This window comes from Streptomyces sp. NPDC001351, assembly GCF_042896045.1.
Taxonomy (GTDB): domain Bacteria; phylum Actinomycetota; class Actinomycetes; order Streptomycetales; family Streptomycetaceae; genus Streptomyces.
In genome coordinates, this window is the sequence record NZ_JBIAWS010000002.1 from 241,367 (window position 1) to 264,176 (window position 22,810).

Annotated in this window: 36 protein-coding genes; 33 read left to right on the forward strand and 3 right to left on the reverse strand. The window is 67.0% G+C overall.

Features of this window, described 5'->3' with window-relative positions; all coding sequences use genetic code 11:
* Positions 1-2: 2 nt before the first annotated feature.
* The 29 genes from rplD to truA all read left to right on the forward strand — a co-directional run bounded on the left by rplD (position 3) and on the right by truA (position 16,364).
* Entirely contained in the window at positions 3-659 is a 657-nt protein-coding gene (rplD, locus tag ACFY1U_RS06690) for a 50S ribosomal protein L4 (protein WP_390693038.1), read from the forward strand.
* Positions 659-1,078, forward strand: coding sequence for a 50S ribosomal protein L23 (gene rplW / locus ACFY1U_RS06695; protein ID WP_390693039.1), 420 nt, complete (start codon positions 659-661; stop codon positions 1,076-1,078). Before rplD ends, rplW begins: the two co-directional genes overlap by 1 nt.
* A gap of 38 nt (positions 1,079-1,116) precedes the next feature.
* On the forward strand, positions 1,117-1,953 hold the full coding sequence (gene rplB / locus ACFY1U_RS06700) for a 50S ribosomal protein L2 (RefSeq protein WP_058923763.1): 837 nt from the start codon (positions 1,117-1,119) through the stop codon (positions 1,951-1,953).
* A 12-nt stretch (positions 1,954-1,965) separates the two neighbouring features.
* Complete coding sequence (gene rpsS, locus ACFY1U_RS06705) at positions 1,966-2,247, forward strand: 30S ribosomal protein S19 (protein ID WP_351462482.1); 282 nt, start codon at positions 1,966-1,968, stop codon at positions 2,245-2,247.
* 44 nt (positions 2,248-2,291) lie between these two features.
* Positions 2,292-2,639, forward strand: a complete 348-nt coding sequence (gene rplV / locus ACFY1U_RS06710; RefSeq protein WP_003974262.1) for a 50S ribosomal protein L22 — start codon at positions 2,292-2,294, stop codon at positions 2,637-2,639.
* Positions 2,639-3,466: a 30S ribosomal protein S3 gene (gene rpsC / locus ACFY1U_RS06715; RefSeq protein ID WP_030839666.1), complete on the forward strand. Its 828-nt coding sequence runs from the start codon at positions 2,639-2,641 to the stop codon at positions 3,464-3,466. Before rplV ends, rpsC begins: the two co-directional genes overlap by 1 nt.
* 5 nt (positions 3,467-3,471) lie before the next feature.
* Positions 3,472-3,891, forward strand: coding sequence for a 50S ribosomal protein L16 (gene rplP, locus ACFY1U_RS06720; RefSeq protein ID WP_009327094.1), 420 nt, complete (start codon positions 3,472-3,474; stop codon positions 3,889-3,891).
* The gene (rpmC, locus tag ACFY1U_RS06725; protein WP_030930505.1) at positions 3,891-4,115 is read left to right on the forward strand and encodes a 50S ribosomal protein L29; all 225 of its coding nucleotides are present in this window, start codon (positions 3,891-3,893) and stop codon (positions 4,113-4,115) included. The genes rplP and rpmC overlap by 1 nt, the downstream gene beginning before the upstream one ends.
* Complete coding sequence (gene rpsQ, locus ACFY1U_RS06730) at positions 4,115-4,405, forward strand: 30S ribosomal protein S17 (protein WP_099930779.1); 291 nt, start codon at positions 4,115-4,117, stop codon at positions 4,403-4,405. The genes rpmC and rpsQ overlap by 1 nt, the downstream gene beginning before the upstream one ends.
* Before the next feature lie 174 nt (positions 4,406-4,579).
* Positions 4,580-4,948 (forward strand): 50S ribosomal protein L14, encoded by a 369-nt coding sequence (rplN, locus tag ACFY1U_RS06735; protein WP_003998823.1) that lies wholly within the window; start codon positions 4,580-4,582, stop codon positions 4,946-4,948.
* 2 nt (positions 4,949-4,950) lie between these two features.
* Entirely contained in the window at positions 4,951-5,274 is a 324-nt protein-coding gene (rplX, locus tag ACFY1U_RS06740; RefSeq protein WP_030930498.1) for a 50S ribosomal protein L24, read from the forward strand.
* The gene (gene rplE / locus ACFY1U_RS06745; RefSeq protein ID WP_007494758.1) at positions 5,274-5,831 is read left to right on the forward strand and encodes a 50S ribosomal protein L5; all 558 of its coding nucleotides are present in this window, start codon (positions 5,274-5,276) and stop codon (positions 5,829-5,831) included. Before rplX ends, rplE begins: the two co-directional genes overlap by 1 nt.
* Positions 5,832-5,836: 5 nt before the next feature.
* On the forward strand, positions 5,837-6,022 hold the full coding sequence (locus ACFY1U_RS06750) for a type Z 30S ribosomal protein S14 (RefSeq protein WP_003948630.1): 186 nt from the start codon (positions 5,837-5,839) through the stop codon (positions 6,020-6,022).
* Positions 6,023-6,232: 210 nt separating this feature from the next.
* Positions 6,233-6,631: a 30S ribosomal protein S8 gene (gene rpsH, locus ACFY1U_RS06755; RefSeq protein ID WP_030930492.1), complete on the forward strand. Its 399-nt coding sequence runs from the start codon at positions 6,233-6,235 to the stop codon at positions 6,629-6,631.
* 25 nt (positions 6,632-6,656) lie between these two features.
* Positions 6,657-7,196, forward strand: coding sequence for a 50S ribosomal protein L6 (rplF, locus tag ACFY1U_RS06760; protein WP_115906445.1), 540 nt, complete (start codon positions 6,657-6,659; stop codon positions 7,194-7,196).
* A gap of 3 nt (positions 7,197-7,199) precedes the next feature.
* A complete protein-coding gene (gene rplR, locus ACFY1U_RS06765; RefSeq protein ID WP_007494754.1) occupies positions 7,200-7,583 on the forward strand; it encodes a 50S ribosomal protein L18 in 384 nt (127 codons plus the stop codon).
* 36 nt (positions 7,584-7,619) lie between these two features.
* Entirely contained in the window at positions 7,620-8,225 is a 606-nt protein-coding gene (gene rpsE, locus ACFY1U_RS06770) for a 30S ribosomal protein S5 (protein WP_019753099.1), read from the forward strand.
* A 2-nt stretch (positions 8,226-8,227) separates the two neighbouring features.
* Positions 8,228-8,410, forward strand: coding sequence for a 50S ribosomal protein L30 (rpmD, locus tag ACFY1U_RS06775; protein WP_003974250.1), 183 nt, complete (start codon positions 8,228-8,230; stop codon positions 8,408-8,410).
* Positions 8,411-8,412: 2 nt separating this feature from the next.
* A complete protein-coding gene (gene rplO, locus ACFY1U_RS06780; protein WP_003974249.1) occupies positions 8,413-8,868 on the forward strand; it encodes a 50S ribosomal protein L15 in 456 nt (151 codons plus the stop codon).
* 187 nt (positions 8,869-9,055) lie between these two features.
* Complete coding sequence (gene secY / locus ACFY1U_RS06785; RefSeq protein ID WP_390693040.1) at positions 9,056-10,369, forward strand: preprotein translocase subunit SecY; 1,314 nt, start codon at positions 9,056-9,058, stop codon at positions 10,367-10,369.
* The gene (locus ACFY1U_RS06790; RefSeq protein ID WP_390693041.1) at positions 10,369-11,031 is read left to right on the forward strand and encodes an adenylate kinase; all 663 of its coding nucleotides are present in this window, start codon (positions 10,369-10,371) and stop codon (positions 11,029-11,031) included. The genes secY and ACFY1U_RS06790 overlap by 1 nt, the downstream gene beginning before the upstream one ends.
* A 99-nt stretch (positions 11,032-11,130) precedes the next feature.
* Entirely contained in the window at positions 11,131-11,967 is an 837-nt protein-coding gene (map, locus tag ACFY1U_RS06795) for a type I methionyl aminopeptidase (protein ID WP_390693042.1), read from the forward strand.
* A 176-nt stretch (positions 11,968-12,143) separates the two neighbouring features.
* Entirely contained in the window at positions 12,144-12,365 is a 222-nt protein-coding gene (gene infA, locus ACFY1U_RS06800) for a translation initiation factor IF-1 (protein ID WP_003948620.1), read from the forward strand.
* Positions 12,366-12,424: 59 nt separating this feature from the next.
* Complete coding sequence (gene rpmJ / locus ACFY1U_RS06805; RefSeq protein WP_003998809.1) at positions 12,425-12,538, forward strand: 50S ribosomal protein L36; 114 nt, start codon at positions 12,425-12,427, stop codon at positions 12,536-12,538.
* Positions 12,539-12,733: 195 nt separating this feature from the next.
* Entirely contained in the window at positions 12,734-13,114 is a 381-nt protein-coding gene (rpsM, locus tag ACFY1U_RS06810; RefSeq protein WP_020135802.1) for a 30S ribosomal protein S13, read from the forward strand.
* A 70-nt stretch (positions 13,115-13,184) separates the two neighbouring features.
* The gene (rpsK, locus tag ACFY1U_RS06815; protein WP_003956432.1) at positions 13,185-13,589 is read left to right on the forward strand and encodes a 30S ribosomal protein S11; all 405 of its coding nucleotides are present in this window, start codon (positions 13,185-13,187) and stop codon (positions 13,587-13,589) included.
* Positions 13,590-13,740: 151 nt separating this feature from the next.
* Positions 13,741-14,763 (forward strand): DNA-directed RNA polymerase subunit alpha, encoded by a 1,023-nt coding sequence (locus ACFY1U_RS06820; RefSeq protein WP_003966937.1) that lies wholly within the window; start codon positions 13,741-13,743, stop codon positions 14,761-14,763.
* 86 nt (positions 14,764-14,849) lie between these two features.
* Entirely contained in the window at positions 14,850-15,365 is a 516-nt protein-coding gene (rplQ, locus tag ACFY1U_RS06825) for a 50S ribosomal protein L17 (RefSeq protein WP_365834928.1), read from the forward strand.
* A 144-nt stretch (positions 15,366-15,509) separates the two neighbouring features.
* The gene (gene truA / locus ACFY1U_RS06830) at positions 15,510-16,364 is read left to right on the forward strand and encodes a tRNA pseudouridine(38-40) synthase TruA (RefSeq protein WP_390693043.1); all 855 of its coding nucleotides are present in this window, start codon (positions 15,510-15,512) and stop codon (positions 16,362-16,364) included.
* Here truA and ACFY1U_RS06835 read toward each other — a convergent pair whose 3' ends face one another.
* Positions 16,365-17,267 carry a hypothetical protein gene (locus tag ACFY1U_RS06835; RefSeq protein WP_390693044.1) on the reverse strand — a complete coding sequence of 301 codons (903 nt, stop codon included), beginning with the start codon at positions 17,265-17,267 and terminating at the stop codon, positions 16,365-16,367.
* 349 nt (positions 17,268-17,616) lie between these two features.
* Between ACFY1U_RS06835 and rplM the strand changes: the two genes are divergently transcribed.
* The 4 genes from rplM (at position 17,617) to ACFY1U_RS06855 (ending at position 20,791) form a co-directional block, all read left to right on the forward strand.
* The gene (gene rplM, locus ACFY1U_RS06840) at positions 17,617-18,060 is read left to right on the forward strand and encodes a 50S ribosomal protein L13 (RefSeq protein WP_030930458.1); all 444 of its coding nucleotides are present in this window, start codon (positions 17,617-17,619) and stop codon (positions 18,058-18,060) included.
* Positions 18,061-18,102: 42 nt separating this feature from the next.
* Positions 18,103-18,624, forward strand: coding sequence for a 30S ribosomal protein S9 (rpsI, locus tag ACFY1U_RS06845; protein WP_115906438.1), 522 nt, complete (start codon positions 18,103-18,105; stop codon positions 18,622-18,624).
* Positions 18,625-18,786: 162 nt separating this feature from the next.
* Positions 18,787-20,145 carry a phosphoglucosamine mutase gene (gene glmM, locus ACFY1U_RS06850; protein ID WP_390693045.1) on the forward strand — a complete coding sequence of 453 codons (1,359 nt, stop codon included), beginning with the start codon at positions 18,787-18,789 and terminating at the stop codon, positions 20,143-20,145.
* Between the two features lie 115 nt (positions 20,146-20,260).
* On the forward strand, positions 20,261-20,791 hold the full coding sequence (locus ACFY1U_RS06855; protein ID WP_390693046.1) for a hypothetical protein: 531 nt from the start codon (positions 20,261-20,263) through the stop codon (positions 20,789-20,791).
* Here the strand turns inward: ACFY1U_RS06855 and ACFY1U_RS06860 are convergent.
* Complete coding sequence (locus tag ACFY1U_RS06860; RefSeq protein ID WP_390693047.1) at positions 20,788-21,735, reverse strand: DUF389 domain-containing protein; 948 nt, start codon at positions 21,733-21,735, stop codon at positions 20,788-20,790. The genes ACFY1U_RS06855 and ACFY1U_RS06860 overlap by 4 nt on opposite strands.
* A 59-nt stretch (positions 21,736-21,794) precedes the next feature.
* A complete protein-coding gene (gene coaA / locus ACFY1U_RS06865; RefSeq protein ID WP_390693048.1) occupies positions 21,795-22,784 on the reverse strand; it encodes a type I pantothenate kinase in 990 nt (329 codons plus the stop codon).
* Positions 22,785-22,810 lie beyond the last annotated feature (26 nt).

A 22,810-nucleotide genomic window follows, 5' to 3' on the forward strand; every position in this document is an offset into this window, starting at 1 on the left:
CGATGAGCACTGTTGACATCCTTTCGCCGGCGGGCGACAAGGCCGGTTCCGTCGAGCTCCCCGCGGAGATCTTCGACGTCGAGAAGGTCAGCATCCCGCTGATCCACCAGGTCGTCGTCGCGCAGCTGGCCGCGGCCCGTCAGGGCACGCACAAGACCAAGACCCGTGGCGAGGTCCGCGGTGGCGGCAAGAAGCCGTACCGCCAGAAGGGCACCGGCCGCGCCCGTCAGGGCTCGACCCGCGCCCCGCAGTTCGCCGGTGGTGGCGTCGTGCACGGTCCCGTGCCGCGCGACTACTCGCAGCGGACCCCGAAGAAGATGAAGGCTGCCGCGCTGCGTCACGCCCTCACCGACCGGGCCCGCCACAACCGCATCCACGTCGTCTCCGGCGTCGTCGAGGGTGAGAACCCGTCGACGAAGGCCGCCCGGACGCTGTTCGGCAAGATCTCGGAGCGCAAGAACCTGCTCCTGGTTGTCGAGCGCGCCGACGAGGCCACGTGGCTGTCCGCCCGCAACCTGCCCCAGGTCCACATCCTGGAGCCGGGCCAGCTGAACACGTACGACGTTCTCGTCTCGGACGACGTGGTCTTCACCCAGGCCGCTTTCGAGTCCTTCGTGTCTGGCCCCAAGGCCGCTGACACCGAAGGGAGCGAGGCCTGATGGCTACGCGTCACCCGAGCATTGCCTCCAAGGCTGCGAAGGCCGCCAAGGCCGCGCGCGTCGCCAAGGCGCGTCGCCACGCCGCCGAGGGCAAGAACACCGTCGAGACCCCGCTGAGCAAGGCGTACACGGACCCCCGTGACGTGCTGCTCAAGCCGGTCGTCTCCGAGAAGAGCTACGCGCTTCTCGACGAGAACAAGTACACGTTCATCGTCGACCCGAGTGCCAACAAGACCCAGATCAAGCAGGCCGTCCAGGCGGTCTTCTCGGTCAAGGTCACCGGGGTCAACACGATCAACCGCATCGGCAAGCGCAAGCGGACCCGCACCGGCTTCGGTCAGCGTGCGGCCACCAAGCGCGCGATCGTGACCCTCGCCGAGGGCGACCGTATCGACATCTTCGGCGGTCCGACCGCGTAAGCGGGTCGGATCGTCCGATATCGGACGAGGACTGAGAAATGGGAATCCGCAAGTACAAGCCGACTACGCCGGGCCGTCGTGGCTCCAGCGTCGCCGACTTCGTCGAGGTCACGCGGTCCACGCCGGAGAAGTCGCTGGTCCGCCCGCTGCACAGCAAGGGCGGCCGTAACAACGCCGGTCGTGTGACCGTTCGCCACCAGGGTGGCGGACACAAGCGCGCCTACCGAGTGATCGACTTCCGTCGTCACGACAAGGACGGCGTGCCGGCGAAGGTCGCGCACATCGAGTACGACCCCAACCGCACCGCGCGCATCGCGCTGCTCCACTACGCGGACGGCGAGAAGCGCTACATCCTGGCGCCGAAGGGCCTGACGCAGGGCGACCGGATCGAGAACGGTCCCGGCGCCGACATCAAGCCCGGCAACAACCTGGCGCTGCGCAACATCCCGGTCGGTACGACGATCCACTCCGTGGAGCTTCGTCCGGGCGGCGGTGCCAAGTTCGCCCGCTCCGCCGGTGCCTCCGTGCAGCTGCTCGCGAAGGAGGGCACGATGGCCCACCTCCGCATGCCGTCCGGTGAGATCCGCCTGGTCGACCAGCGCTGCCGCGCCACGGTCGGCGAGGTCGGCAACGCCGAGCAGAGCAACATCAACTGGGGCAAGGCCGGCCGCAAGCGCTGGCTGGGCGTCCGCCCGACCGTTCGCGGTGTGGCGATGAACCCGGTTGACCACCCCCACGGTGGTGGTGAGGGCAAGACCTCCGGTGGTCGCCACCCGGTCAGCCCCTGGGGTCAGAAGGAAGGTCGTACTCGTTCGCCCAAGAAGGCGTCGAACAAGTACATCGTCCGCCGCCGCAAGACGAACAAGAAGCGCTAGGAGCGGGTTTAGATGCCGCGCAGTCTCAAGAAGGGGCCCTTTGTCGACGAGCACCTCGCCAAGAAGGTGGATGCTCAGAACGAAGCCGGCACCAAGAACGTCATCAAGACCTGGTCCCGTCGCTCGATGATCGTCCCGGCCATGCTCGGCCACACGATCGCGGTGCACAACGGCAAGACCCACATCCCGGTGTTCGTCACCGAGTCGATGGTCGGCCACAAGCTCGGCGAGTTCTCGCCGACGCGCACCTTCCGGGGCCACGTCAAGGACGACCGGAAGTCGAAGCGCCGCTAGTAGCGGATCGCATTCAGACACGTAAGTAACTGAGAGGGACAACCATGGAAGCCAGGGCCCAGGCGCGGTACATCCGCGTTACGCCCATGAAGGCCCGCCGCGTGGTGGACCTTATCCGTGGCATGGATGCCACGGAGGCTCAGGCTGTTCTGCGATTCGCTCCGCAGGCAGCCTCCGTGCCCGTCGGCAAGGTGCTCGACAGCGCCATCGCCAACGCCGCGCACAACTACGACCACACCGACGCCGACAGCCTCTTCATCTCCGAGGCGTACGTCGACGAGGGCCCGACCCTGAAGCGGTTCCGTCCGCGTGCCCAGGGCCGTGCCTACCGGATCCGCAAGCGGACCAGCCACATCACCGTGGTCGTCAGCAGCAAGGAAGGAACCCGGTAATGGGCCAGAAGGTTAACCCGCATGGGTTCCGGCTCGGTGTCACCACGGACTTCAAGTCCCGGTGGTACGCCGACAAGCTGTACAAGGACTACGTCAAGGAAGACGTCGCCATCCGTCGGATGATGACGTCCGGCATGGAGCGCGCCGGCATCTCGAAGGTGGAGATCGAGCGCACCCGTGACCGTGTGCGTGTGGACATCCACACCGCTCGTCCGGGCATCGTCATCGGCCGCCGTGGCGCCGAGGCCGACCGCATCCGCGGTGACCTCGAGAAGCTCACGGGCAAGCAGGTCCAGCTGAACATCCTCGAGGTCAAGAACCCCGAGACCGACGCTCAGCTGGTTGCTCAGGCCGTCGCCGAGCAGCTCTCCTCCCGCGTCTCCTTCCGCCGTGCCATGCGCAAGAGCATGCAGTCGGCGATGAAGGCCGGCGCCAAGGGCATCAAGATCCAGTGCGGTGGCCGCCTCGGTGGCGCCGAGATGTCCCGCTCGGAGTTCTACCGCGAGGGCCGTGTGCCCCTGCACACGCTCCGCGCGAACGTGGACTACGGCTTCTTCGAGGCCAAGACGACCTTCGGCCGCATCGGTGTGAAGGTCTGGATCTACAAGGGCGACGTCAAGAACATCGCCGAGGTCCGCGCCGAGAACGCTGCGGCCCGTGCGGGTAACCGCCCGGCCCGTGGTGGCGCCGACCGCCCGGCCCGTGGTGGCCGCGGTGGCGAGCGTGGCGGGCGCGGTCGCAAGCCGCAGCAGGCTGCCGGCGCCGAGGCCCCCAAGGCCGAGGCCCCCGCCGCCGCTCCGGCTGAGAGCACCGGAACGGAGGCCTGACCGACATGCTGATCCCCCGTAGGGTCAAGCACCGCAAGCAGCACCACCCGAAGCGCTCCGGCGCTGCCAAGGGCGGCACGCAGGTTGCGTTCGGCGAGTACGGCATCCAGGCGCTCACCCCGGCGTACGTGACGAACCGTCAGATCGAGGCCGCTCGTATCGCCATGACGCGTCACATCAAGCGTGGTGGCAAGGTCTGGATCAACATCTACCCGGACCGTCCCCTCACCAAGAAGCCTGCCGAGACCCGCATGGGTTCCGGTAAGGGTTCTCCGGAGTGGTGGATCGCCAACGTCAAGCCCGGACGCGTGATGTTCGAGCTGTCGTACCCCAACGAGAAGATTGCGCGTGAGGCCCTCACTCGTGCCGCTCACAAGCTGCCGATGAAGTGCCGGATCGTCAAGCGCGAGGCAGGTGAAGCGTGATGTCGGCCGGTACCAAGGCGTCCGAGCTGCGCGAGCTGGGCAACGAGGAGCTTCTGGCGAAGCTCCGCGAGTCCAAGGAAGAGCTGTTCAACCTCCGCTTCCAGGCGGCGACGGGTCAGCTCGAGAACCACGGCCGTCTGAAGGCGGTCCGCAAGGACATCGCGCGGATCTACACCCTGATGCGCGAGCGTGAGCTGGGCATCGAAACGGTGGAGAACGCCTGATGAGCGAGAGCAATGTGACTGAAGAGCAGACGACCGAGGCACGTGGCGCCCGCAAGACCCGTGAGGGTCTCGTCGTCAGCGACAAGATGGACAAGACCGTCGTCGTCGCTGTCGAGGACCGCGTGAAGCACGCGCTGTACGGCAAGGTCATCCGCCGTACGAACAAGCTCAAGGCGCACGACGAGCAGAACGCCGCGGGTGTCGGCGACCGTGTCCTCCTCGCGGAGACCCGGCCGCTGTCCGCGACGAAGCGCTGGCGCGTCGTCGAGATCCTCGAGAAGGCGAAGTAATCAAGCGGGGGCTCGCCCCCGCTGACCCCGCCGGGGCTTCGGCCCCGGCAGGGTTTCCGCCTCAAGAGGCGCAAGTAATTCCTGCGGGGCAAATCCGCAGGACGGTTCCGCCAGGCTCGCAGGTTCGCCCCCGAAGGGGCCCTGCGGGAACCGGCAGACAAACAGGAGATAGACGTGATCCAGCAGGAGTCGCGACTGCGTGTCGCCGACAACACTGGTGCGAAGGAGATCCTTTGCATCCGTGTGCTCGGTGGCTCCGGTCGCCGCTACGCGGGCATCGGTGACGTCATCGTCGCCACCGTCAAGGACGCGATCCCCGGTGGCAACGTGAAGAAGGGTGACGTCGTCAAGGCGGTCATCGTTCGCACCGTCAAGGAGCGCCGCCGTCCGGACGGCTCGTACATCCGCTTCGACGAGAACGCCGCCGTCATTCTGAAGAACGACGGTGACCCTCGCGGCACCCGCATCTTCGGCCCGGTCGGGCGTGAGCTGCGCGAGAAGAAGTTCATGAAGATCATCTCGCTGGCTCCGGAGGTGCTGTAAGCATGAAGATCAAGAAGGGCGACCTGGTCCAGGTCATCACCGGCAAGGACAAGGGCAAGCAGGGCAAGGTCATTGCCGCTTACCCGCGCGAGGAGCGCGTCCTGGTCGAGGGTGTCAACCGGGTCAAGAAGCACACCAAGGCCGGTCCGACCGCCAGCGGTTCGCAGGCCGGCGGCATCGTCACGACCGAGGCGCCGATCCACGTCTCCAACGTCCAGCTGGTCGTTGAGAAGGACGGCAACAAGGTCGTCACGCGTGTCGGTTACCGCTTCGACGACGAGGGCAACAAGATCCGCGTTGCCAAGCGGACGGGTGAGGACATCTGATGGCTACCACCACCACTCCGCGTCTCAAGACGAAGTACCGCGAGGAGATCGCGGGCAAGCTGCGTGACGAGTTCAAGTACGAGAACGTCATGCAGATCCCCGGCCTCGTCAAGATCGTGGTCAACATGGGTGTGGGCGACGCCGCCCGCGACTCCAAGCTGATCGAGGGCGCCATCCGCGACCTCACCACGATCACCGGTCAGAAGCCGGCCGTCACCAAGGCCCGCAAGTCCATCGCGCAGTTCAAGCTGCGTGAGGGTCAGCCGATCGGTGCCCACGTCACGCTCCGTGGCGACCGCATGTGGGAGTTCCTGGACCGCACCCTGTCGCTCGCGCTGCCGCGCATCCGCGACTTCCGCGGCCTGTCCCCCAAGCAGTTCGACGGCCGTGGCAACTACACCTTCGGTCTCACGGAGCAGGTCATGTTCCACGAGATCGACCAGGACAAGATCGACCGCGTCCGGGGTATGGACATCACCGTGGTGACCACGGCGACCAACGACGCTGAGGGCCGTGCGCTCCTTCGTCACCTCGGCTTCCCCTTCAAGGAGGCGTGAGCGAGATGGCGAAGAAGGCTCTGATCGCGAAGGCTGCTCGCAAGCCCAAGTTCGGCGTGCGTGGCTACACGCGCTGCCAGCGCTGCGGCCGTCCCCACTCCGTGTACCGCAAGTTCGGCCTGTGCCGCGTGTGCCTTCGTGAGATGGCTCACCGTGGCGAGCTGCCGGGCGTGACCAAGAGCTCCTGGTAATCCCCTACTTGGGGATACCTGAAGCTCTCGGTAAGCAAAGGGTTTGGTCAGGGGCCCACCCCTCCATGGCTTAGGCTGGGAGGGTTGGGCGCCCTGACGCCCGTACGACTTACTACGCCGTAGGTCCACCGCACCGCACCCGCCTCGTCTCGGATCGAGGAGAGGGATGGGCACCTGGAAACCCCGGCGAGAGAGGCCGAAGGCCAATTCATGACCATGACTGATCCGATCGCAGACATGCTTACGCGTCTGCGGAACGCGAACTCGGCATACCACGACTCCGTGTCGATGCCGGCATCGAAGATCAAGTCGCACATCGCGGAGATCCTCCAGCAGGAGGGCTTCATCACGGGCTGGAAGGTCGAGGACGCCGAGGTCGGCAAGAACCTCGTCCTCGAGCTGAAGTTCGGCCCGAACCGTGAGCGCTCCATCGCGGGCATCAAGCGGATCTCCAAGCCCGGTCTCCGGGTGTACGCGAAGTCCACCAACCTGCCCAAGGTCCTCGGTGGCCTCGGCGTGGCGATCATCTCCACGTCGCACGGTCTCCTGACCGACAAGCAGGCCGGCAAGAAGGGCGTAGGCGGAGAAGTCCTCGCCTACGTCTGGTAGCGGAAAGGAATCGGAGGAAACAGCTATGTCGCGTATTGGCAAGCTCCCCATCACGGTTCCCGCCGGCGTGGACGTCACCATCGACGGCCAGACGGTCTCGGTCAAGGGCCCCAAGGGCACGCTGACCCACACCGTCGTGGCGCCGATCGAGATCGCCAAGGGTGAGGACGGCGTCCTGAACGTCACCCGCCCCAACGACGAGCGTCAGAGCAAGGCCCTGCACGGCCTGTCCCGCACGCTGGTGGCGAACATGATCACCGGCGTGACCCAGGGTTACGTGAAGAAGCTCGAGATCAGCGGTGTCGGTTACCGAGTGACCGCCAAGGGTTCGAACCTCGAGTTCGCTCTCGGCTACAGCCACCCGATCACCGTCGAGGCCCCCGAGGGCATCACCTTCAAGGTGGAGGCCCCCACCCGGTTCTCGGTCGAGGGCATCGACAAGCAGAAGGTCGGCGAGGTTGCGGCCAACATCCGCAAGCTGCGCAAGCCCGACCCGTACAAGGCCAAGGGCGTCAAGTACGAGGGCGAAGTCATCCGCCGCAAGGTCGGAAAGGCGGGTAAGTAAGCCATGGCATACGGACAGAAGATCCTTAAGGGCGACGCCTACAAGCGCGCCGCGATCAAGCGCCGCCACATCCGGATCCGTAAGCACATCAACGGAACGGCGGAGCGTCCGCGTCTGGTCGTTACCCGCTCGAACCGCCACATCGTGGCCCAGGTGATCGACGACATCAAGGGTCACACCCTTGCGTCGGCGTCCACCCTGGACACCTCGATCCGCGGTGGCGAGGGCGACAAGTCCGCGCAGGCCAAGCAGGTCGGCGCCCTGGTCGCCGAGCGCGCCAAGGCCGCGGGCGTCGAGGCCGTCGTATTCGACCGTGGTGGCAACCAGTACGCCGGGCGCATCGCCGCCCTGGCGGACGCCGCCCGCGAAGCCGGGCTCAAGTTCTGAGCCGCTCGTAGCTAGCGGAAAGAGAGAGGTAATCCAATGGCTGGACCCCAGCGCCGTGGAAGCGGTGCCGGTGGCGGCGAGCGGCGGGACCGTAAGGGTCGTGACGGTGGCGCAGCTGCCGCCGAGAAGACCGCTTACGTTGAGCGTGTCGTCGCGATCAACCGTGTCGCCAAGGTTGTGAAGGGTGGTCGTCGCTTCAGCTTCACCGCGCTGGTCGTGGTGGGCGACGGTGACGGCACCGTGGGTGTCGGTTACGGCAAGGCCAAGGAGGTGCCGGCCGCCATCGCCAAGGGTGTTGAGGAGGCCAAGAAGCACTTCTTCAAGGTCCCCCGTATCCAGGGCACCATCCCGCACCCGATCCAGGGTGAGAAGGCTGCCGGCGTCGTGCTGCTCAAGCCCGCGTCCCCCGGTACCGGTGTTATCGCCGGTGGCCCGGTGCGTGCCGTGCTCGAGTGCGCCGGTATTCACGACGTGCTGTCGAAGTCGCTCGGCTCCGACAACGCGATCAACATCGTGCACGCGACCGTGGAGGCCCTGAAGGGCCTGCAGCGTCCCGAGGAGATCGCGGCCCGCCGTGGTCTGCCGCTCGAGGACGTCGCCCCCGCGGCTCTGCTGCGTGCGCGTGCCGGGGCGGGTGCGTAATCATGGCGCAGCTCAAGATTACGCAGGTCAAGTCCTACATCGGCAGCAAGCAGAACCACCGTGACACCCTGCGCTCCCTTGGTCTCAAGGGCATCAACACGCAGGTCGTCAAGGAGGACCGCCCCGAGTTCCGCGGCATGGTGCACACCGTCCGCCACCTCGTGACGGTCGAGGAGGTCGACTGATCATGGCGGAGAACAACCCGCTCAAGATCCACAACCTCCGTCCCGCCCCGGGCGCCAAGACCGCCAAGACCCGTGTCGGTCGTGGTGAGGCGTCGAAGGGTAAGACGGCCGGTCGTGGTACCAAGGGCACGAAGGCCCGCTACCAGGTTCCGGAGCGCTTCGAGGGTGGGCAGATGCCCCTCCACATGCGCCTCCCGAAGCTGAAGGGCTTCAAGAACCCGTTCAAGACCGAGTTCCAGGTCGTGAACCTCGACAAGCTGGCCGCGCTCTACCCCGAGGGTGGCGAGGTCACCGTCGAGGGTCTGGTGGCCAAGGGTGCCGTTCGCAAGAACAGCCTCGTCAAGGTCCTCGGCCAGGGCGAGATCTCCGTGGCGCTGCAGGTGACGGTCGACGCCGTCTCCGGCTCCGCCAAGGAGAAGATCACCGCCGCCGGCGGCACCGTCACCGAGCTCGTCTGACTTTCTCGGACGTCTCGATGACGTAAGCAGTCCCGACCGGGGATACCTCACAATGGGGTATCCCCGGTCGGTCGTTCCAAGGGGAGCCGTGCCGCCGGTAAGGTAGCCTGCACTGTTCTTTTTTGTATCCGTCGAACCTCAAGACCGTCACCCTTGACGCAGTTGCGCGGGGGTCGCAGGAGGCACCGTGCTCACCGCGTTCGCCCGGGCGTTCAGGACGCCCGACCTGCGCAAGAAACTGCTCTTCACGCTCGGCATCATCGTGGTGTACCGGGTCGGTACGCACATCCCGATCCCGGGCGTCGACTACAAGAACGTCCAGCAGTGCATGGATGTGGCCAGCTCGAACCGCGGCCTGTTCAGTCTGATCAACATGTTCAGCGGCGGCGCGCTGCTGCAGATCACGATCTTCGCGCTCGGCATCATGCCGTACATCACGGCGAGCATCATCCTGCAGCTGCTGACGGTGGTGATCCCGCGCCTCGAAGCCCTCAAGAAGGAGGGCCAGGCCGGCACCGCGAAGATCACGCAGTACACCCGGTACCTGACGGTGGCGCTGGCCATCCTCCAGGGCACCGGTCTGGTCGCCACCGCCCGCAGTGGCGCGCTGTTCTCCGGCTGCCCGGTGGCCAGCCAGATCGTCCCCGACCAGTCGATCTTCACCACCATCACCATGGTCGTCACCATGACCGCCGGTACCGGCGTCGTCATGTGGCTCGGTGAGCTCATCACCGACCGCGGCATCGGCAACGGCATGTCGATCCTGATGTTCATCTCGATCGCCGCGACCTTCCCGAGCGCGCTGTGGGCGATCAAGCTGCAGGGCAAGCTCGCCGGCGGCTGGATCGAGTTCGGCACCGTGATCGCCGTGGGTCTGGTGATGGTCGGTCTGGTGGTCTTCGTCGAGCAGGCCCAGCGGCGGATCCCCGTGCAGTACGCGAAGCGCATGATCGGACGCAGGTCGTACGGCGGTACGTCCACGTACATCCCGCTGAAGGTCAACCAGGCGGGTGTCATCCCCGTGATCTTCGCCTCGTCGCTGCTCTACATCCCCAGCCTGATCGCGCAGTTCTCGGGCGGCAACTCCGGCTGGAAGACGTGGGTCCAGAACAACCTGACCAAGGGTGACCACCCGGTTTACGTGGCCACGTACTTCTTGCTGATCGTTTTCTTCGCGTTCTTCTACGTGGCGATCTCCTTCAACCCCGAGGAAGTCGCCGACAACATGAAGAAGTATGGTGGCTTCATCCCGGGCATCCGGGCTGGCCGACCGACCGCTGAGTACCTCAGCTACGTACTCAACCGGATCACCTGGCCGGGTTCGCTGTATCTGGGTCTGATCGCTCTCGTACCGACGATGGCGTTGGTTGGCTTCGGGGCAAGCCAGAACTTCCCGTTCGGTGGTACCAGCATCCTGATCATCGTGGGTGTTGGCCTCGAAACGGTGAAGCAGATTGAGAGCCAGCTTCAGCAGCGCAATTACGAAGGGTTCCTCCGCTGATGCGAATCGTCCTCGTCGGGCCGCCGGGTGCAGGGAAGGGCACGCAGGCCACTCGCCTCGCCGACAAGCTGCGCGTCCCGCACATCTCCACGGGCGACCTGTTCCGCGCCAACATCAGCCAGCAGACGGAGCTCGGGAAACTCGCGAAGTCCTACATGGACGCCGGCAACCTCGTCCCCGACGAGGTCACCATCGCGATGGCCAAGGACCGCATGGAGCAGCCCGACGCGGAGAACGGCTTCCTGCTCGACGGTTTCCCGCGCAATGTCTCGCAGGCCGAGGCGCTGGACGAGCTGCTCAAGACCGAGGGCATCAAGCTGGACGCGGTACTCGACCTCGAGGTCCCCGAGGAAGAGGTCGTCAAGCGGATCGCCGGCCGGCGCATCTGCCGCAACGACTCGTCGCACGTGTTCCACGTGACGTACAGCCCCGCGAAGAAGGAAGGCGTCTGCGACGTCTGCGGCGGCGAGCTGTACCAGCGTGACGACGACTCCGAGGACACCGTGCGCACGCGGCTGGAGGTCTACCACACGCAGACCGAGCCGATCATCGACTACTACAAGGCGCAGGGCCTGGTCGTCACGATCTCGTCCCTGGGCCCGGTGGCCGAGGTCACGCAGCGGGCGCTGGAAGCCCTCAAGCGCGAGGACGACGGCAAGTAGCCGTCAGCCAGTTACGGCCGTGGCACCCGAAGGGGCGTCACGGCCGTACTGTTGTGTACGTAACCGGTTGACGTGAGTGACGGAGAGCGCAGGCCACCCATGGTGCAGATCAAGACCCCCGAGCAGATCGCCAAGATGCGTGAGGCGGGGCTGGTCGTCGCCGCCATCCACGCGGCCACTCGTGAGGCCGCGGTGCCCGGGGCCACCACCAAGGACCTGGACCAGGTCGCGCGCAAGGTCCTCGCCGAGCACGACGCCAAGCCGAACTTCCTCGGCTACGGCGGCTTTCCGGCGACCATCTGCACCTCCGTCAACGAGGTCGTCGTCCACGGCATCCCGTCCGACGACGTCGTCCTGAAGGACGGCGACATCATCTCCATCGACTGCGGCGCGATCATCGACGGCTGGCACGGCGACGCGGCGTACACCGCCTTCGTCGGCTCCGGCCACGCCCCCGAGCTGATCGAGCTCTCCCGGGTCACGGAAGAGTCCATGTGGGCCGGCATCGCCGCGATGAAGCAGGGCAACCGGCTGGTGGACGTGTCGAGGGCCATCGAGACGTACATCCGCCGCCAGCCGAAGCCGGGCGGCGGCAAGTACGGGATCATCGAGGACTACGGCGGTCACGGCATCGGCACCGAGATGCACATGGACCCGCACCTGCTGAACTACGTCGAGAAGCGGCGCGGGAAGGGCCCGAAGCTGGTGCCCGGTTTCTGCCTCGCCATCGAGCCGATGGTGTCGCTCGGGACGCCGAAGACGGAGGTCCTCTCCGACGACTGGACCGTCATCACGATCGACGGTACGTGGTCGTCCCACTGGGAGCACTCGGTGGCGCTGACGGAGGAGGGCCCGCTGGTGCTCACGTCTCCCGACGGGGGCAGGGCGAAGCTGGCGGAGCACGGGATCACCGCCGCCCCGGACCCGCTGGCGTAGCCCCGCAGGCAGAGGTCGGCTTAATGATCTCCCCGTCTGGGCATCCTTCCTCGATTCGTCTTTCAGGGTGTGCTGACGTAGACTGACTCGTCGGCTCTCGTGCACCCGCATGTCCGCATGCACCCGTAAGGGAAACGCACGGAGTCGATCAAGGTAGTCGATTCGAAGGGCGAAGCGTGGCCAAGAAGCAAGGTGCCATCGAGATCGAGGGCACTGTCGTCGAGTCTCTTCCGAACGCCATGTTCAAGGTCGAGCTCCAGAACGGCCACCAGGTCCTGGCACACATCAGCGGCAAGATGCGTATGCACTACATCCGCATCCTCCCTGACGACCGGGTCGTGGTGGAGCTTTCTCCGTACGACCTGACGCGTGGCCGGATCGTCTACCGCTACAAGTAGATCTTGCCCGCACTCCGCCTCGGCGGGGTGGTGGCACTGACCCGGAGAACCTCAATCCCATGAAGGTCAAGCCGAGCGTCAAGAAGATCTGCGACAAGTGCAGGGTGATCCGCCGTCACGGTCGGGTCATGGTCATCTGCGAGAACCCGCGCCACAAGCAGCGCCAGGGCTGACGCACGATCGACCGATCCCTCTGCATCGATATCGCAGAGATTCGCGCGACGCGAGCTGAATATGTTCATACGCAGGACCCAAGCCGACACGGCTTGATACCCCCGGTTCGGAGGCCGGGGACTCGGTTCGTACCTAGTACGGCGGCCGGGAATCGGTTCTGTGGCAGACCTCCGAAGATCACCAGGAGCCATTAAGTGGCACGCGTTTCCGGTGTTGACATCCCGCGCGAAAAGCGCGTGGAGGTCGCCCTCACCTACGTGTTCGGCATCGGCCGGACCCTTTCGCAGCAGACGCTCGCGGAGACGGGCATCGACCCGAACACCCGTGTTCGTGACCTGAGCGAAGAGCAGCTCGTCGCGATCCGCGAGTACGTGGACAACAACATCAAGACCGAGGGTGACCTCCGTCGCGAGATCCAGGCCGACATCCGCCGCAAGGTCGAGATCGGTTGCTACCAGGGTCTCCGTCACCGTCGCGGTCTGCCCGTCCGCGGTCAGCGCACCAGCACCAACGCCCGTACCCGCAAGGGTCCGCGTCGCGCCATCGCCGGCAAGAAGAAGCCGGGCAAGAAGTAGTCCTCAGCGGACAACGCTTCATCAGCGGTCTTCGCTGTAGGACCGACCACCTCCCCGTAGGAGTTAGTAGATGCCCCCCAAGGGTCGTCAGGGCGCTGCCAAGAAGGTGCGCCGCAAGGAAAAGAAGAACGTCGCTCACGGCCACGCGCACATCAAGAGCACGTTCAACAACACGATCGTCTCGATCACGGACCCCTCGGGCAACGTGATCTCCTGGGCCTCCGCCGGCCATGTCGGCTTCAAGGGTTCGCGCAAGTCCACCCCCTTCGCCGCGCAGATGGCCGCCGAGTCGGCCGCCCGCCGCGCGCAGGAGCACGGCATGCGCAAGGTCGACGTCTTCGTGAAGGGCCCGGGCTCCGGTCGCGAGACCGCGATCCGCTCCCTCCAGGCCACCGGCCTCGAGGTCGGCTCCATCCAGGACGTCACCCCCACCCCGCACAACGGCTGCCGTCCGCCGAAGCGTCGTCGCGTCTGACGCACGGCCGGTAGGTCTTCGGGTTTCGGGCGGTACGGCGCGGTCAAAGCGCCGTATCGCCCGTACCCTTGCAGTACCCGTCCCTTGTGCCGGGGCGGTTCCGTCGGGCGTCAAATAGCGGGCGTCCACGAATGAAGGATCTGATCCACACATGCTGATCGCTCAGCGTCCCTCGTTGACCGAAGAGGTCGTCGACGAGTTCCGCTCCCGGTTCGTGATCGAGCCGCTGGAGCCGGGCTTCGGCTACACCCTCGGCAACTCCCTGCGTCGTACGCTCCTCTCCTCGATTCCGGGTGCGGCGGTCACGTCCATCCGCATCGACGGCGTTCTGCACGAGTTCACCACCGTGCCGGGCGTCAAGGAGGACGTCACCGACCTGATCCTCAACATCAAGCAGCTGGTCGTCTCCTCGGAGCACGACGAGCCGGTCGTGATGTACCTGCGCAAACAGGGCCCGGGTCTCGTCACCGCCGCCGACATCGCGCCCCCGGCCGGTGTCGAGGTGCACAACCCCGACCTGGTCCTCGCCACGCTCAACGGCAAGGGCAAGCTGGAGATGGAGCTGACGGTCGAGCGCGGCCGCGGTTACGTCTCCGCCGTGCAGAACAAGCAGGTGGGCCAGGAGATCGGCCGTATCCCGGTCGACTCCATCTACTCGCCGGTGCTCAAGGTCACGTACAAGGTCGAGGCGACCCGTGTCGAGCAGCGCACCGACTTCGACAAGCTGATCGTCGACGTCGAGACCAAGCAGGCGATGCGTCCCCGTGACGCCATGGCCTCCGCCGGCAAGACCCTGGTCGAGCTGTTCGGTCTCGCCCGCGAGCTGAACATCGACGCCGAGGGCATCGACATGGGCCCGTCCCCGACGGACGCCGCCCTTGCCGCTGATCTGGCGCTGCCGATCGAGGAGCTGGAGCTCACCGTTCGGTCGTACAACTGCCTCAAGCGTGAGGGCATCCACTCCGTGGGTGAGCTCGTCGCCCGCTCCGAGGCCGACCTCCTGGACATCCGCAACTTCGGTGCGAAGTCCATCGACGAGGTCAAGGCGAAGCTGGCCGGCATGGGCCTGGCCCTGAAGGACAGCCCGCCCGGATTCGACCCGACCGCCGCCGCGGACGCCTTCGGCGCCGACGACGACGCGGACGCCGGGTTCGTGGAGACCGAGCAGTACTGATCGGTCGTTTGCCGGTGAGCATCCGCTCATCGGGTTCCTGACCCCGGTACCTGATACGGCCGGGGCAGACACACAGGAGAAGAACAATGCCGAAGCCCACCAAGGGTGCCCGTCTGGGCGGCAGTGCCGCGCACGAGAAGCTGCTTCTCGCGAACCTCGCGAAGTCGCTGTTCGAGCACGGCCGTATCACCACCACCGAGGCGAAGGCCCGTCGGCTGCGGCCGTACGCCGAGCGTCTGGTGACCAAGGCGAAGAAGGGCGACCTTCACAACCGCCGTCAGGTGCTGCAGGTCATCACGGACAAGAGCGTCGTCCACACGCTCTTCACCGAGATCGGCCCGCGCTACGAGAACCGTCCGGGTGGCTACACCCGCATCACCAAGATCGGTAACCGCCGTGGCGACAACGCGCCCATGGCTGTCATCGAGCTGGTCGAGGCGCTGACGGTTGCGCAGCAGGCGACGGGTGAGGCCGAGGCCGCCACCAAGCGTGCCGCCAAGGACGCCGAGGCTGCCGCTCCGGCTGCCGAGGAGACCAAGGTCGACACGGCCAAGGCCGACGAGGTCGAGGACGCTGCCGCCGAGGAGTCCAAGGACGCGTAAGCGTTCTGCCGGGGGGCTGTTCGGTTGGCGGCTGCGGGTTCGTTGTGGCTGGTCGCGCAGTTCCCCGCGCCCCTGTCGGGGCGATTGCGGGTCCGTTCCTTTTCAGGAGCGGGCCCGCTTTTGTGTGGGTGAGAGGATCTCTGTGTGAGTGACGAAGTGCAGCCCGGGTTCGTTCGTGTCCGTCTTGATCTGTCCTACGACGGTTCCGAGTTCTCCGGGTGGGCCAAGCAGGCCGGGGGGCGGCGGACCGTTCAGGGGGAGATCGAGGACGCGCTGCGTACCGTCACGCGGTCTCCGGAGACCTATGAGCTGACCGTGGCCGGGCGGACCGACGCCGGGGTGCATGCGCGGGGGCAGGTGGCGCATGTGGATCTGCCGCGGGAGGTCTGGGGTGCGCACCACGACAAGCTGCTCAAGCGGCTTGCCGGGCGGCTGCCGCGGGATGTGCGGGTGTGGGCCCTCAGGGAGGCGCCCAGCGGCTTCAACGCCCGTTTCTCGGCGATCTGGCGGCGGTACGCGTACCGGGTCACCGACAACCCGGGCGGGGTCGATCCGCTGCTGCGCAGCCATGTGCTCTGGCACGACTGGCCGCTCGACGTCGACGCCATGAACGAGGCCGCCGAGCGGCTGCTGGGGGAGCACGACTTCGCCGCCTACTGCAAGAAGCGGGAGGGCGCGACCACCATTCGTACGCTGCAGCAGCTGAGCCTGGTGCGCGGGGACGACGGGATCATCACCGCGACCGTGCGGGCGGACGCCTTCTGCCACAACATGGTGCGCTCGCTGATCGGGGCGCTGCTGTTCGTGGGGGACGGGCACCGGGGGCCGGACTGGCCGGGCAAGGTGCTCGCGGCCGGCGTGCGGGACTCGGCGGTGCATGTCGTACGGCCGCACGGGCTGACCCTGGAGGAGGTCGGCTACCCGGCCGACGAGCTGCTCGCGGCGCGCAACAAGGAGGCACGCAACAAGCGGACGCTGCCCGCGGCCGGGTGCTGTTAGTTACTGGTTCGCTGCTGCCGACGCCTGGGCCTCGCCGCGGGCGTGGATCTGGCGGAAGGTGTACAGCTGCAGGTCGTTGCCGGTCTTGAAGACGGACGTGGACTGGTTCGTGACGTCCTTGCCGTTGGTGAAACCGACGGTGGCGAAGTAGGCGTAGCGGCCGTAGGAGTTCGCCGTCGTGAGGCAGGTGGCCGCGTTGCAGAAGGCCTTCACGCCGTTGCCCGGCAGGGCCGTGACGAAGGCCTTCTGGTGTGCCTTGGCCGCCGCGTTCGACTGCGTTCTGGCCTTGGCCGCCTGCGCCTCGGTGTCGAAGACGGCGACGCCGACCGTCACCGCGACGCCGTCCTTGCTGTAGGTGGCGCGCAGCAGGCGGGTGCAGCCGTTGCCGGTGAGGATCTTCGGGAGGGAGTCCTGGGCGGCCGAGGCGCAGTTCTTGGTGTCGGCCGTGGCGCCCCTCTTGTAGACGTTCGACTCCATGGTCAGCTGCGCGAGCGGGAAGAGGTTCTGCACGCTGAGCGGGGCCGTGTCCTTGGCCTTGCTGGCGATGAACTCCTTCGGGTCCAGCGGGGGCGGCGCGCTGGTCGGGGCGAAGGAGGGCGCCGAGGCGCTGCCGCTCGGGATGGCGCCGCCGGCGGGCAGGTTGGACGGGTTGCCCGAGGCCTCGTTCTTGCCGTTCGCCGAGACGACGGCCATGGCGACGGCGGTGCCGATCGCGATCGTGGCGAGAGCGCCGCCGCCGATGAACAGCAGCCGGCGCCTCTTGTTGCGTGTCTCGGAGGCCTCGGCGAGCGCTGCCCAGTCCGGGGTCTGGCCGTCGTCGCCGCCGCTGGTCCACGGCTGCTGCGAGTGCGGTTTCCAGGGGTCCCACTGGGACTGCGGTCCCCCCTGCTGCCCAAAGCTCATGGGGCGCATCTTAGACGGGAGGCGGGTGGTGCCGGTGAGGGTCCGGGGAGGCCCGCGGGGACCTTTCCGGCAGGGCCGTACATCTCGGCCGGGTATTGTCGCCGTGGCGTTGTGCGGGAGAGGGGGCGGGCCTCGTTTTGACCCGTCTGGGGCAGCGCTAGTACCCTTGCGGTTTGTTATGCGTATTGGCTTGGTCGCTCTCCGGCGGAAGGCCCTTACGTAGGTTCCCTGGAGCAGTTACCAGTGGGCGGCATACGGGCAGTGGTCCCGGCTTCTGTCGTCCCCAGCTGCACGATCGCTTCAAGGATGCCTTGTGTCAGCACCCATCCCTGAAGAAGAAGGCTGAGAAGTGCGTACGTACAGCCCTAAGCCCGGCGATGTGACTCGCCAGTGGCACGTCATTGACGCTCAGGACGTCGTCCTGGGCCGTCTCGCCACCACCGCCGCTTCCCTCCTGCGGGGCAAGCACAAGCCGATCTACGCCCCCCACGTCGACACCGGTGACTTCGTCATCATCATCAACGCCGACAAGGTGCACCTCTCCGGCAACAAGCGGACCCAGAAGATGGCGTACCGCCACTCGGGCTACCCGGGTGGTCTGCGCTCGGTCCGCTACGACGACCTCCTCGCGAACAACCCCGAGAAGGCCGTCGAGAAGGCCGTCAAGGGCATGCTCCCCAAGAACACCCTGGGCCGTCAGATGCTCTCCAAGCTGAAGGTCTACTCGGGCGACCAGCACCCGCACGCTGCCCAGCAGCCGGTGCCGTTCGAGATCACCCAGGTCGCGCAGTAAGTCCGGCCACCCCCTAAGACTGAAGAGAATCTGAGGAGAATCGTGGCCGAGACCACCGTTGAGCAGCCGGTCGAAGAGACTGAGCTCGTCGACATCGACAGCTACACCACCGAGTCCGAGGTCCCCGTCGAGGGCGAGTACACCTCGGAGTCCCTCGCGTCCCGCTTCGGCGAGCCCCAGCCGGCCGCCGGCCTGGGCCGTCGCAAGAACGCCATCGCCCGCGTCCGGATCGTCCCGGGCACCGGCAAGTGGAAGATCAACGGTCGCACCCTCGAGGACTACTTCCCGAACAAGGTGCACCAGCAGGAAGTCAACGAGCCCTTCAAGGTGCTCGAGCTCGAGGGCCGTTACGACGTCATCGCCCGCATCGCGGGTGGCGGTGTCTCCGGTCAGGCCGGTGCGCTCCGTCTCGGTGTCGCCCGCGCGCTGAACGAGGCCGACGTCGACAACAACCGCGGCCCGCTCAAGAAGGCCGGCTTCCTCCGCCGCGACGACCGTGCGGTCGAGCGCAAGAAGGCCGGTCTGAAGAAGGCCCGCAAGGCCCCGCAGTACAGCAAGCGCTAAGCTTCGCTGCCTGCTCGTACGTACGCCCCGGCGGCACGCCTCAGTGCTGTCGGGGCGTTCGTTTATCACCGTCGGGGGCGTATAACGGCACAAGACCCTCGAAGGCTTGTCTGATGGGCTGCCGGTACGCCTGCGACAACTGACGCTTCCTCAGGAGGACAAGTGGGACGACTCTTCGGCACGGACGGCGTGCGCGGCGTCGCCAACGCGGATCTGACGGCGGAGATGGCGCTCGGCCTCTCCGTGGCCGCGGCGCACGTACTGGCCGAGGCGGGCACCTTCGAGGGCCACCGAGCGACGGCGGTCGTCGGACGGGACCCGCGCGCGTCCGGAGAGTTCCTGGAGGCCGCCGTGGTCGCCGGCCTCGCCAGCGCCGGTGTGGACGTCCTGCGTGTCGGCGTGCTGCCCACTCCTGCTGTGGCGTATCTCACGGGTGCGCTCGGCGCCGACCTGGGTGTCATGCTCTCCGCCAGCCACAACGCCATGCCCGACAACGGCATCAAGTTCTTCGCCCGCGGCGGCCACAAGCTCGCCGACGAGCTCGAGGACAAGATCGAGGCCGTGTACGAGTCCCACCGGCACGGCGAGCCCTGGGAGCGGCCGACCGGCGCGGGCGTCGGGCGGGTGCGGTCGTACGACGAGGGGTTCGACCAGTACGTCGCGCATCTGATCGGCGTGCTCCCGAACCGGCTCGACGGGCTGAAGATCGTCCTGGACGAGGCGCACGGTGCGGCGGCGGGGGTGTCGCCGGAGGCGTTCTCGCGGGCCGGCGCCGAGGTGATCACGATCGGCGCCGAGCCGGACGGACTCAACATCAACGACGGCTGCGGTTCGACCCATCTGGGCCCGCTGAAGGCCGCCGTCGTCGAGCACGGGGCCGCGCTCGGCATCGCGCACGACGGGGACGCGGACCGGTGCCTCGCCGTGGACCACACCGGTGCGGAGGTCGACGGCGACCAGATCCTGGCCGTGCTGGCGCTCGCGATGCGGGAGCGGGGCGTGCTCCGGGAGGACACCGTTGTCGCGACGGTCATGTCCAACCTGGGCTTCAAGCTGGCGCTGGAGCGGGAGGGGCTGCATCTCGTCCAGACGGCGGTCGGGGACCGGTATGTGCTGGAGGAGATGAAGGAGCACGGGTACGCGCTCGGCGGCGAGCAGTCCGGGCACGTGATCATCCTCGATCACGCGACCACCGGTGACGGCACGCTGACCGGGCTGCTGCTGGCGGCCCGGGTCGCCGAGACCGGTCGTACGCTCAAGGACCTCGCGGGGGTCATGGAGCGGCTGCCGCAGGTGCTGATCAATGTGCCGGACGTGGACCGGGCGCGGGTGAGGACCTCCGCGGAGCTGGCGGCAGCGGTTGCCGAGGCCGAGCGGGAACTCGGGTCCACCGGGCGGGTGTTGCTGCGGCCGTCGGGGACGGAGCCGTTGGTGCGGGTGATGGTCGAGGCCGCGGACATCGACCAGGCTCGGGCCGTGGCCGGGCGGCTTGCCGACGTGGTGAAGTCGGCGCTGGGTTAGAGCCGACCGCGTCACCCGAAGGTCGTAACATGATGTGCCGAACGGGTTACTGATTGTTTCACTGACGTCGAGGCCGCCTGCGCGTGGCGTCCCCGACGGAAGTGAGAAAGGCACCATGAAGACAGTCAGCAGCACCCTGAAGCGAGCGGCCGTTCCGGCCCTGGTCGCGAGTCTCGCCGTCCCGGCGCTCGCCACCCCGGCCGCGGCCCAGACCCCCGGCTCCACCGCGTTCCGTCTCTTCGGCATGGTGATCCTCAGCGCACGTTCAGGCGCGGCCAACCAGGTCACCGCCAGTACCTCCACGGGTCGTGTGATCCTCACGGACTCCACGGGCATCGCGCTGGGGCCCGGTTGTACTCGGTTGTCCGCCACCAGCGTCGACTGCGGCAGCGTCGCCGGCACCTCCCAGCTCTCCATCGGGCTGGGTGACCTGAACGACAGCTTCGACGGCAGAAACGTTTCGCTGCGCACCCTCGTCGACGCCGGCACGGGCTCCGACACCGTGGCGACCGGCAGCGGCAACGACACGATCGGAGTGAGCGGCGACTCGCCCGCCGTCGACACGGTGAGCTGTGACGGCGGCTCCGACGTGGTGTTCGCCGACCCCGGCGACAGCGTCGCGTCGGACTGCGAATCGCGCTCCTAGACGCCGCCCGCCTTGGCCGTGCGTTCACGCTGCCTGGCCCAGAGCCATTTCTGGGCCAGGAGTGTGAGGGTGCCGGCGAGGACGATGCCGAGGAGGTTCAGCAGGAGCTGCTCGGTGGAGCCCCAGGCCTGTCTGTACTCGTCGTAGGCGAAGGCCACTGCCGCGTTGGCGGCGGCGGGAACCGTCGTCACCGAGATGGCCACGCCCACCAGGGCACCCGACTTCGCCGAGGTGAGGGAGAGGGTGCCTGCTGCTCCGGCCAGCACCGCGACGACGAACGAGAACGCGTCGGGGCGGTAGATGAAGTTGGTGTTGGGGCGTTCGGCTTCCAGCCGGACCTTGGTGAACAGGTCGACGCCGTCCATGAAGTGGGTGAAGCCGACCGTCACCAGCATGGCGACGGCGAAGCCGACCAGCAGGGCGGTCAGCGAGCGCAGGGCGAGGCGTGAGCTGCGCTGCACGATGGCCGTACAGATGCCCGCCAGCGGGCCGAACTCCGGGCCCACCGCCATGGCGCCCACGATCAGGATCGCGTTGTCGAGGACGACGCCGCAGGCCGCGATCATCGTGGCGAGCGTGATGAAGGCGACGTAGGTGACGGAGAGCGTGGACTCCTCGTGCGTCGCGCCGGTGAGGTGCTCCCACAGCACGGCGTCCGCGCCTTCGCCCGGTGCCTCCGCCTCGGCCTTGTCGGCACGCTTGGACAGCGACAGGTCGATGTTCTCCACGGCGATGGATCCGGTGCGGTCGAGCTCCAACGCCCTGAGCTCACCGATGAGTTCGTCGCCCGCCTCGCGTGCGACGTCGCACAGCACGACATCGCCCACGGGGTTGCGGGCGGCGCCCGGCATCACGACGAGATGCGTGGTGCCGACGGTCCTCTCGATCAGGCGGACCACATCGTCGGTCCTGTCGGACGGTGTGATCAGACGCAGGTGCAGCATGGTCCTTTTTAACAGGCGGGTTTGCCAGGCGGCTCAACAGGCGGGTTTGCCAGGCGGCTCTACAGCTTGCGCAGCCGCAGGCGCTGGACCTTGTGGTCCGGGCCCTTGCGGACGACCAGGGTGGCGCGGCCGCGGGTCGGGGCGATGTTCTCCACCAGGTTGGGCTTGTTGATGGTGCGCCACTGGGTGCGGGCGTACTCGAGGGCCTCCTCCTCGGACACCTGCGTGTACTTGCGGAAGTACGAGTGCGGGTCCTGGAAGGCCGTCTGACGCAGCTTCTTGAACCGGTTGAGATACCAGCGTTCGACGTCCTCGGCGTTCGCGTCGACGTACACGCTGAAGTCGAAGTAGTCGGCGAGACCGACCCGGGTGCGGCCGTCCTTGCCGGGCAGGGCGGGCTGGAGGACGTTGAGGCCCTCGACGATCAGGATGTCGGGGCGGCGGACGACGAGCTTCTCGCCCGGGACGATGTCGTAGATCAGGTGGGAGTAGACGGGGGCGGTGACCTCGTCCTTGCCCGCCTTGATGTCGGCGACGAAACGGGTCAGGGCCCTGCGGTCGTAGGACTCGGGGAATCCTTTCCGCGACATCAGGCCGCGGGCCTGCAGCTCCTTGGTCGGCAGCAGGAAGCCGTCGGTGGTCACCCGCTCCACGCGCGGGTGCTCGGGCCAGCGGGAGAGGAGGGCCTGCAGGAGACGGGCGACGGTCGACTTGCCGCACGCCACGGATCCGGCGATCCCAATCACGAACGGGGTGCCGGACTGGGACCCCTGTTCGCCGAGGAAGGTGTTCAGGGCGCCTCTGAGGCCGTCGGTGGCCCCGACGTAGAGGTTGAGGAGCCGGGACAGCGGCAGGTAGATGTCCCGCACCTCGTCGAGGTCGATGACATCGCCGAGGCCGCGCAGCTTCTCGACCTCTTCGGCGGTGAGTGGCAGCGGAGTCTTGTCGCGCAGCGCGCTCCACTCGGAACGGGTGAGGTCGACGTAGGGAGTCGCCTCCGGCCTGGGCCGGTGGGCGCTCCGGGGTGTCGAGGAGACCGGTGAGATCACAGTCCATTGTTAACGGAGTTTGAACG

Excerpts from the sequence above, each read along its gene's own strand:
- rplD (WP_390693038.1), top strand. The coding sequence starts at position 3 with ATGAGCACTGTTGACATCCTTTCGCCGGCGGGCGACAAGGCCGGTTCC.
- rplW (WP_390693039.1), top strand. The coding sequence starts at position 659 with ATGGCTACGCGTCACCCGAGCATTGCCTCCAAGGCTGCGAAGGCCGCC.
- rplB (WP_058923763.1), top strand. The coding sequence starts at position 1,117 with ATGGGAATCCGCAAGTACAAGCCGACTACGCCGGGCCGTCGTGGCTCC.
- rpsS (WP_351462482.1), top strand. The coding sequence starts at position 1,966 with ATGCCGCGCAGTCTCAAGAAGGGGCCCTTTGTCGACGAGCACCTCGCC.
- rplV (WP_003974262.1), top strand. The coding sequence starts at position 2,292 with ATGGAAGCCAGGGCCCAGGCGCGGTACATCCGCGTTACGCCCATGAAG.
- rpsC (WP_030839666.1), top strand. The coding sequence starts at position 2,639 with ATGGGCCAGAAGGTTAACCCGCATGGGTTCCGGCTCGGTGTCACCACG.
- rplP (WP_009327094.1), top strand. The coding sequence starts at position 3,472 with ATGCTGATCCCCCGTAGGGTCAAGCACCGCAAGCAGCACCACCCGAAG.
- rpmC (WP_030930505.1), top strand. The coding sequence starts at position 3,891 with ATGTCGGCCGGTACCAAGGCGTCCGAGCTGCGCGAGCTGGGCAACGAG.
- rpsQ (WP_099930779.1), top strand. The coding sequence starts at position 4,115 with ATGAGCGAGAGCAATGTGACTGAAGAGCAGACGACCGAGGCACGTGGC.
- rplX (WP_030930498.1), top strand. The coding sequence starts at position 4,951 with ATGAAGATCAAGAAGGGCGACCTGGTCCAGGTCATCACCGGCAAGGAC.
- rplE (WP_007494758.1), top strand. The coding sequence starts at position 5,274 with ATGGCTACCACCACCACTCCGCGTCTCAAGACGAAGTACCGCGAGGAG.
- ACFY1U_RS06750 (WP_003948630.1), top strand. The coding sequence starts at position 5,837 with ATGGCGAAGAAGGCTCTGATCGCGAAGGCTGCTCGCAAGCCCAAGTTC.
- rpsH (WP_030930492.1), top strand. The coding sequence starts at position 6,233 with ATGACCATGACTGATCCGATCGCAGACATGCTTACGCGTCTGCGGAAC.
- rplF (WP_115906445.1), top strand. The coding sequence starts at position 6,657 with ATGTCGCGTATTGGCAAGCTCCCCATCACGGTTCCCGCCGGCGTGGAC.
- rplR (WP_007494754.1), top strand. The coding sequence starts at position 7,200 with ATGGCATACGGACAGAAGATCCTTAAGGGCGACGCCTACAAGCGCGCC.
- rpsE (WP_019753099.1), top strand. The coding sequence starts at position 7,620 with ATGGCTGGACCCCAGCGCCGTGGAAGCGGTGCCGGTGGCGGCGAGCGG.
- rpmD (WP_003974250.1), top strand. The coding sequence starts at position 8,228 with ATGGCGCAGCTCAAGATTACGCAGGTCAAGTCCTACATCGGCAGCAAG.
- rplO (WP_003974249.1), top strand. The coding sequence starts at position 8,413 with ATGGCGGAGAACAACCCGCTCAAGATCCACAACCTCCGTCCCGCCCCG.
- ACFY1U_RS06790 (WP_390693041.1), top strand. The coding sequence starts at position 10,369 with ATGCGAATCGTCCTCGTCGGGCCGCCGGGTGCAGGGAAGGGCACGCAG.
- map (WP_390693042.1), top strand. The coding sequence starts at position 11,131 with ATGGTGCAGATCAAGACCCCCGAGCAGATCGCCAAGATGCGTGAGGCG.
- rpmJ (WP_003998809.1), top strand. The coding sequence starts at position 12,425 with ATGAAGGTCAAGCCGAGCGTCAAGAAGATCTGCGACAAGTGCAGGGTG.
- rpsK (WP_003956432.1), top strand. The coding sequence starts at position 13,185 with ATGCCCCCCAAGGGTCGTCAGGGCGCTGCCAAGAAGGTGCGCCGCAAG.
- ACFY1U_RS06820 (WP_003966937.1), top strand. The coding sequence starts at position 13,741 with ATGCTGATCGCTCAGCGTCCCTCGTTGACCGAAGAGGTCGTCGACGAG.
- rplQ (WP_365834928.1), top strand. The coding sequence starts at position 14,850 with ATGCCGAAGCCCACCAAGGGTGCCCGTCTGGGCGGCAGTGCCGCGCAC.
- ACFY1U_RS06835 (WP_390693044.1), bottom strand. The coding sequence starts at position 17,267 with ATGAGCTTTGGGCAGCAGGGGGGACCGCAGTCCCAGTGGGACCCCTGG.
- ACFY1U_RS06855 (WP_390693046.1), top strand. The coding sequence starts at position 20,261 with ATGAAGACAGTCAGCAGCACCCTGAAGCGAGCGGCCGTTCCGGCCCTG.
- ACFY1U_RS06860 (WP_390693047.1), bottom strand. The coding sequence starts at position 21,735 with ATGCTGCACCTGCGTCTGATCACACCGTCCGACAGGACCGACGATGTG.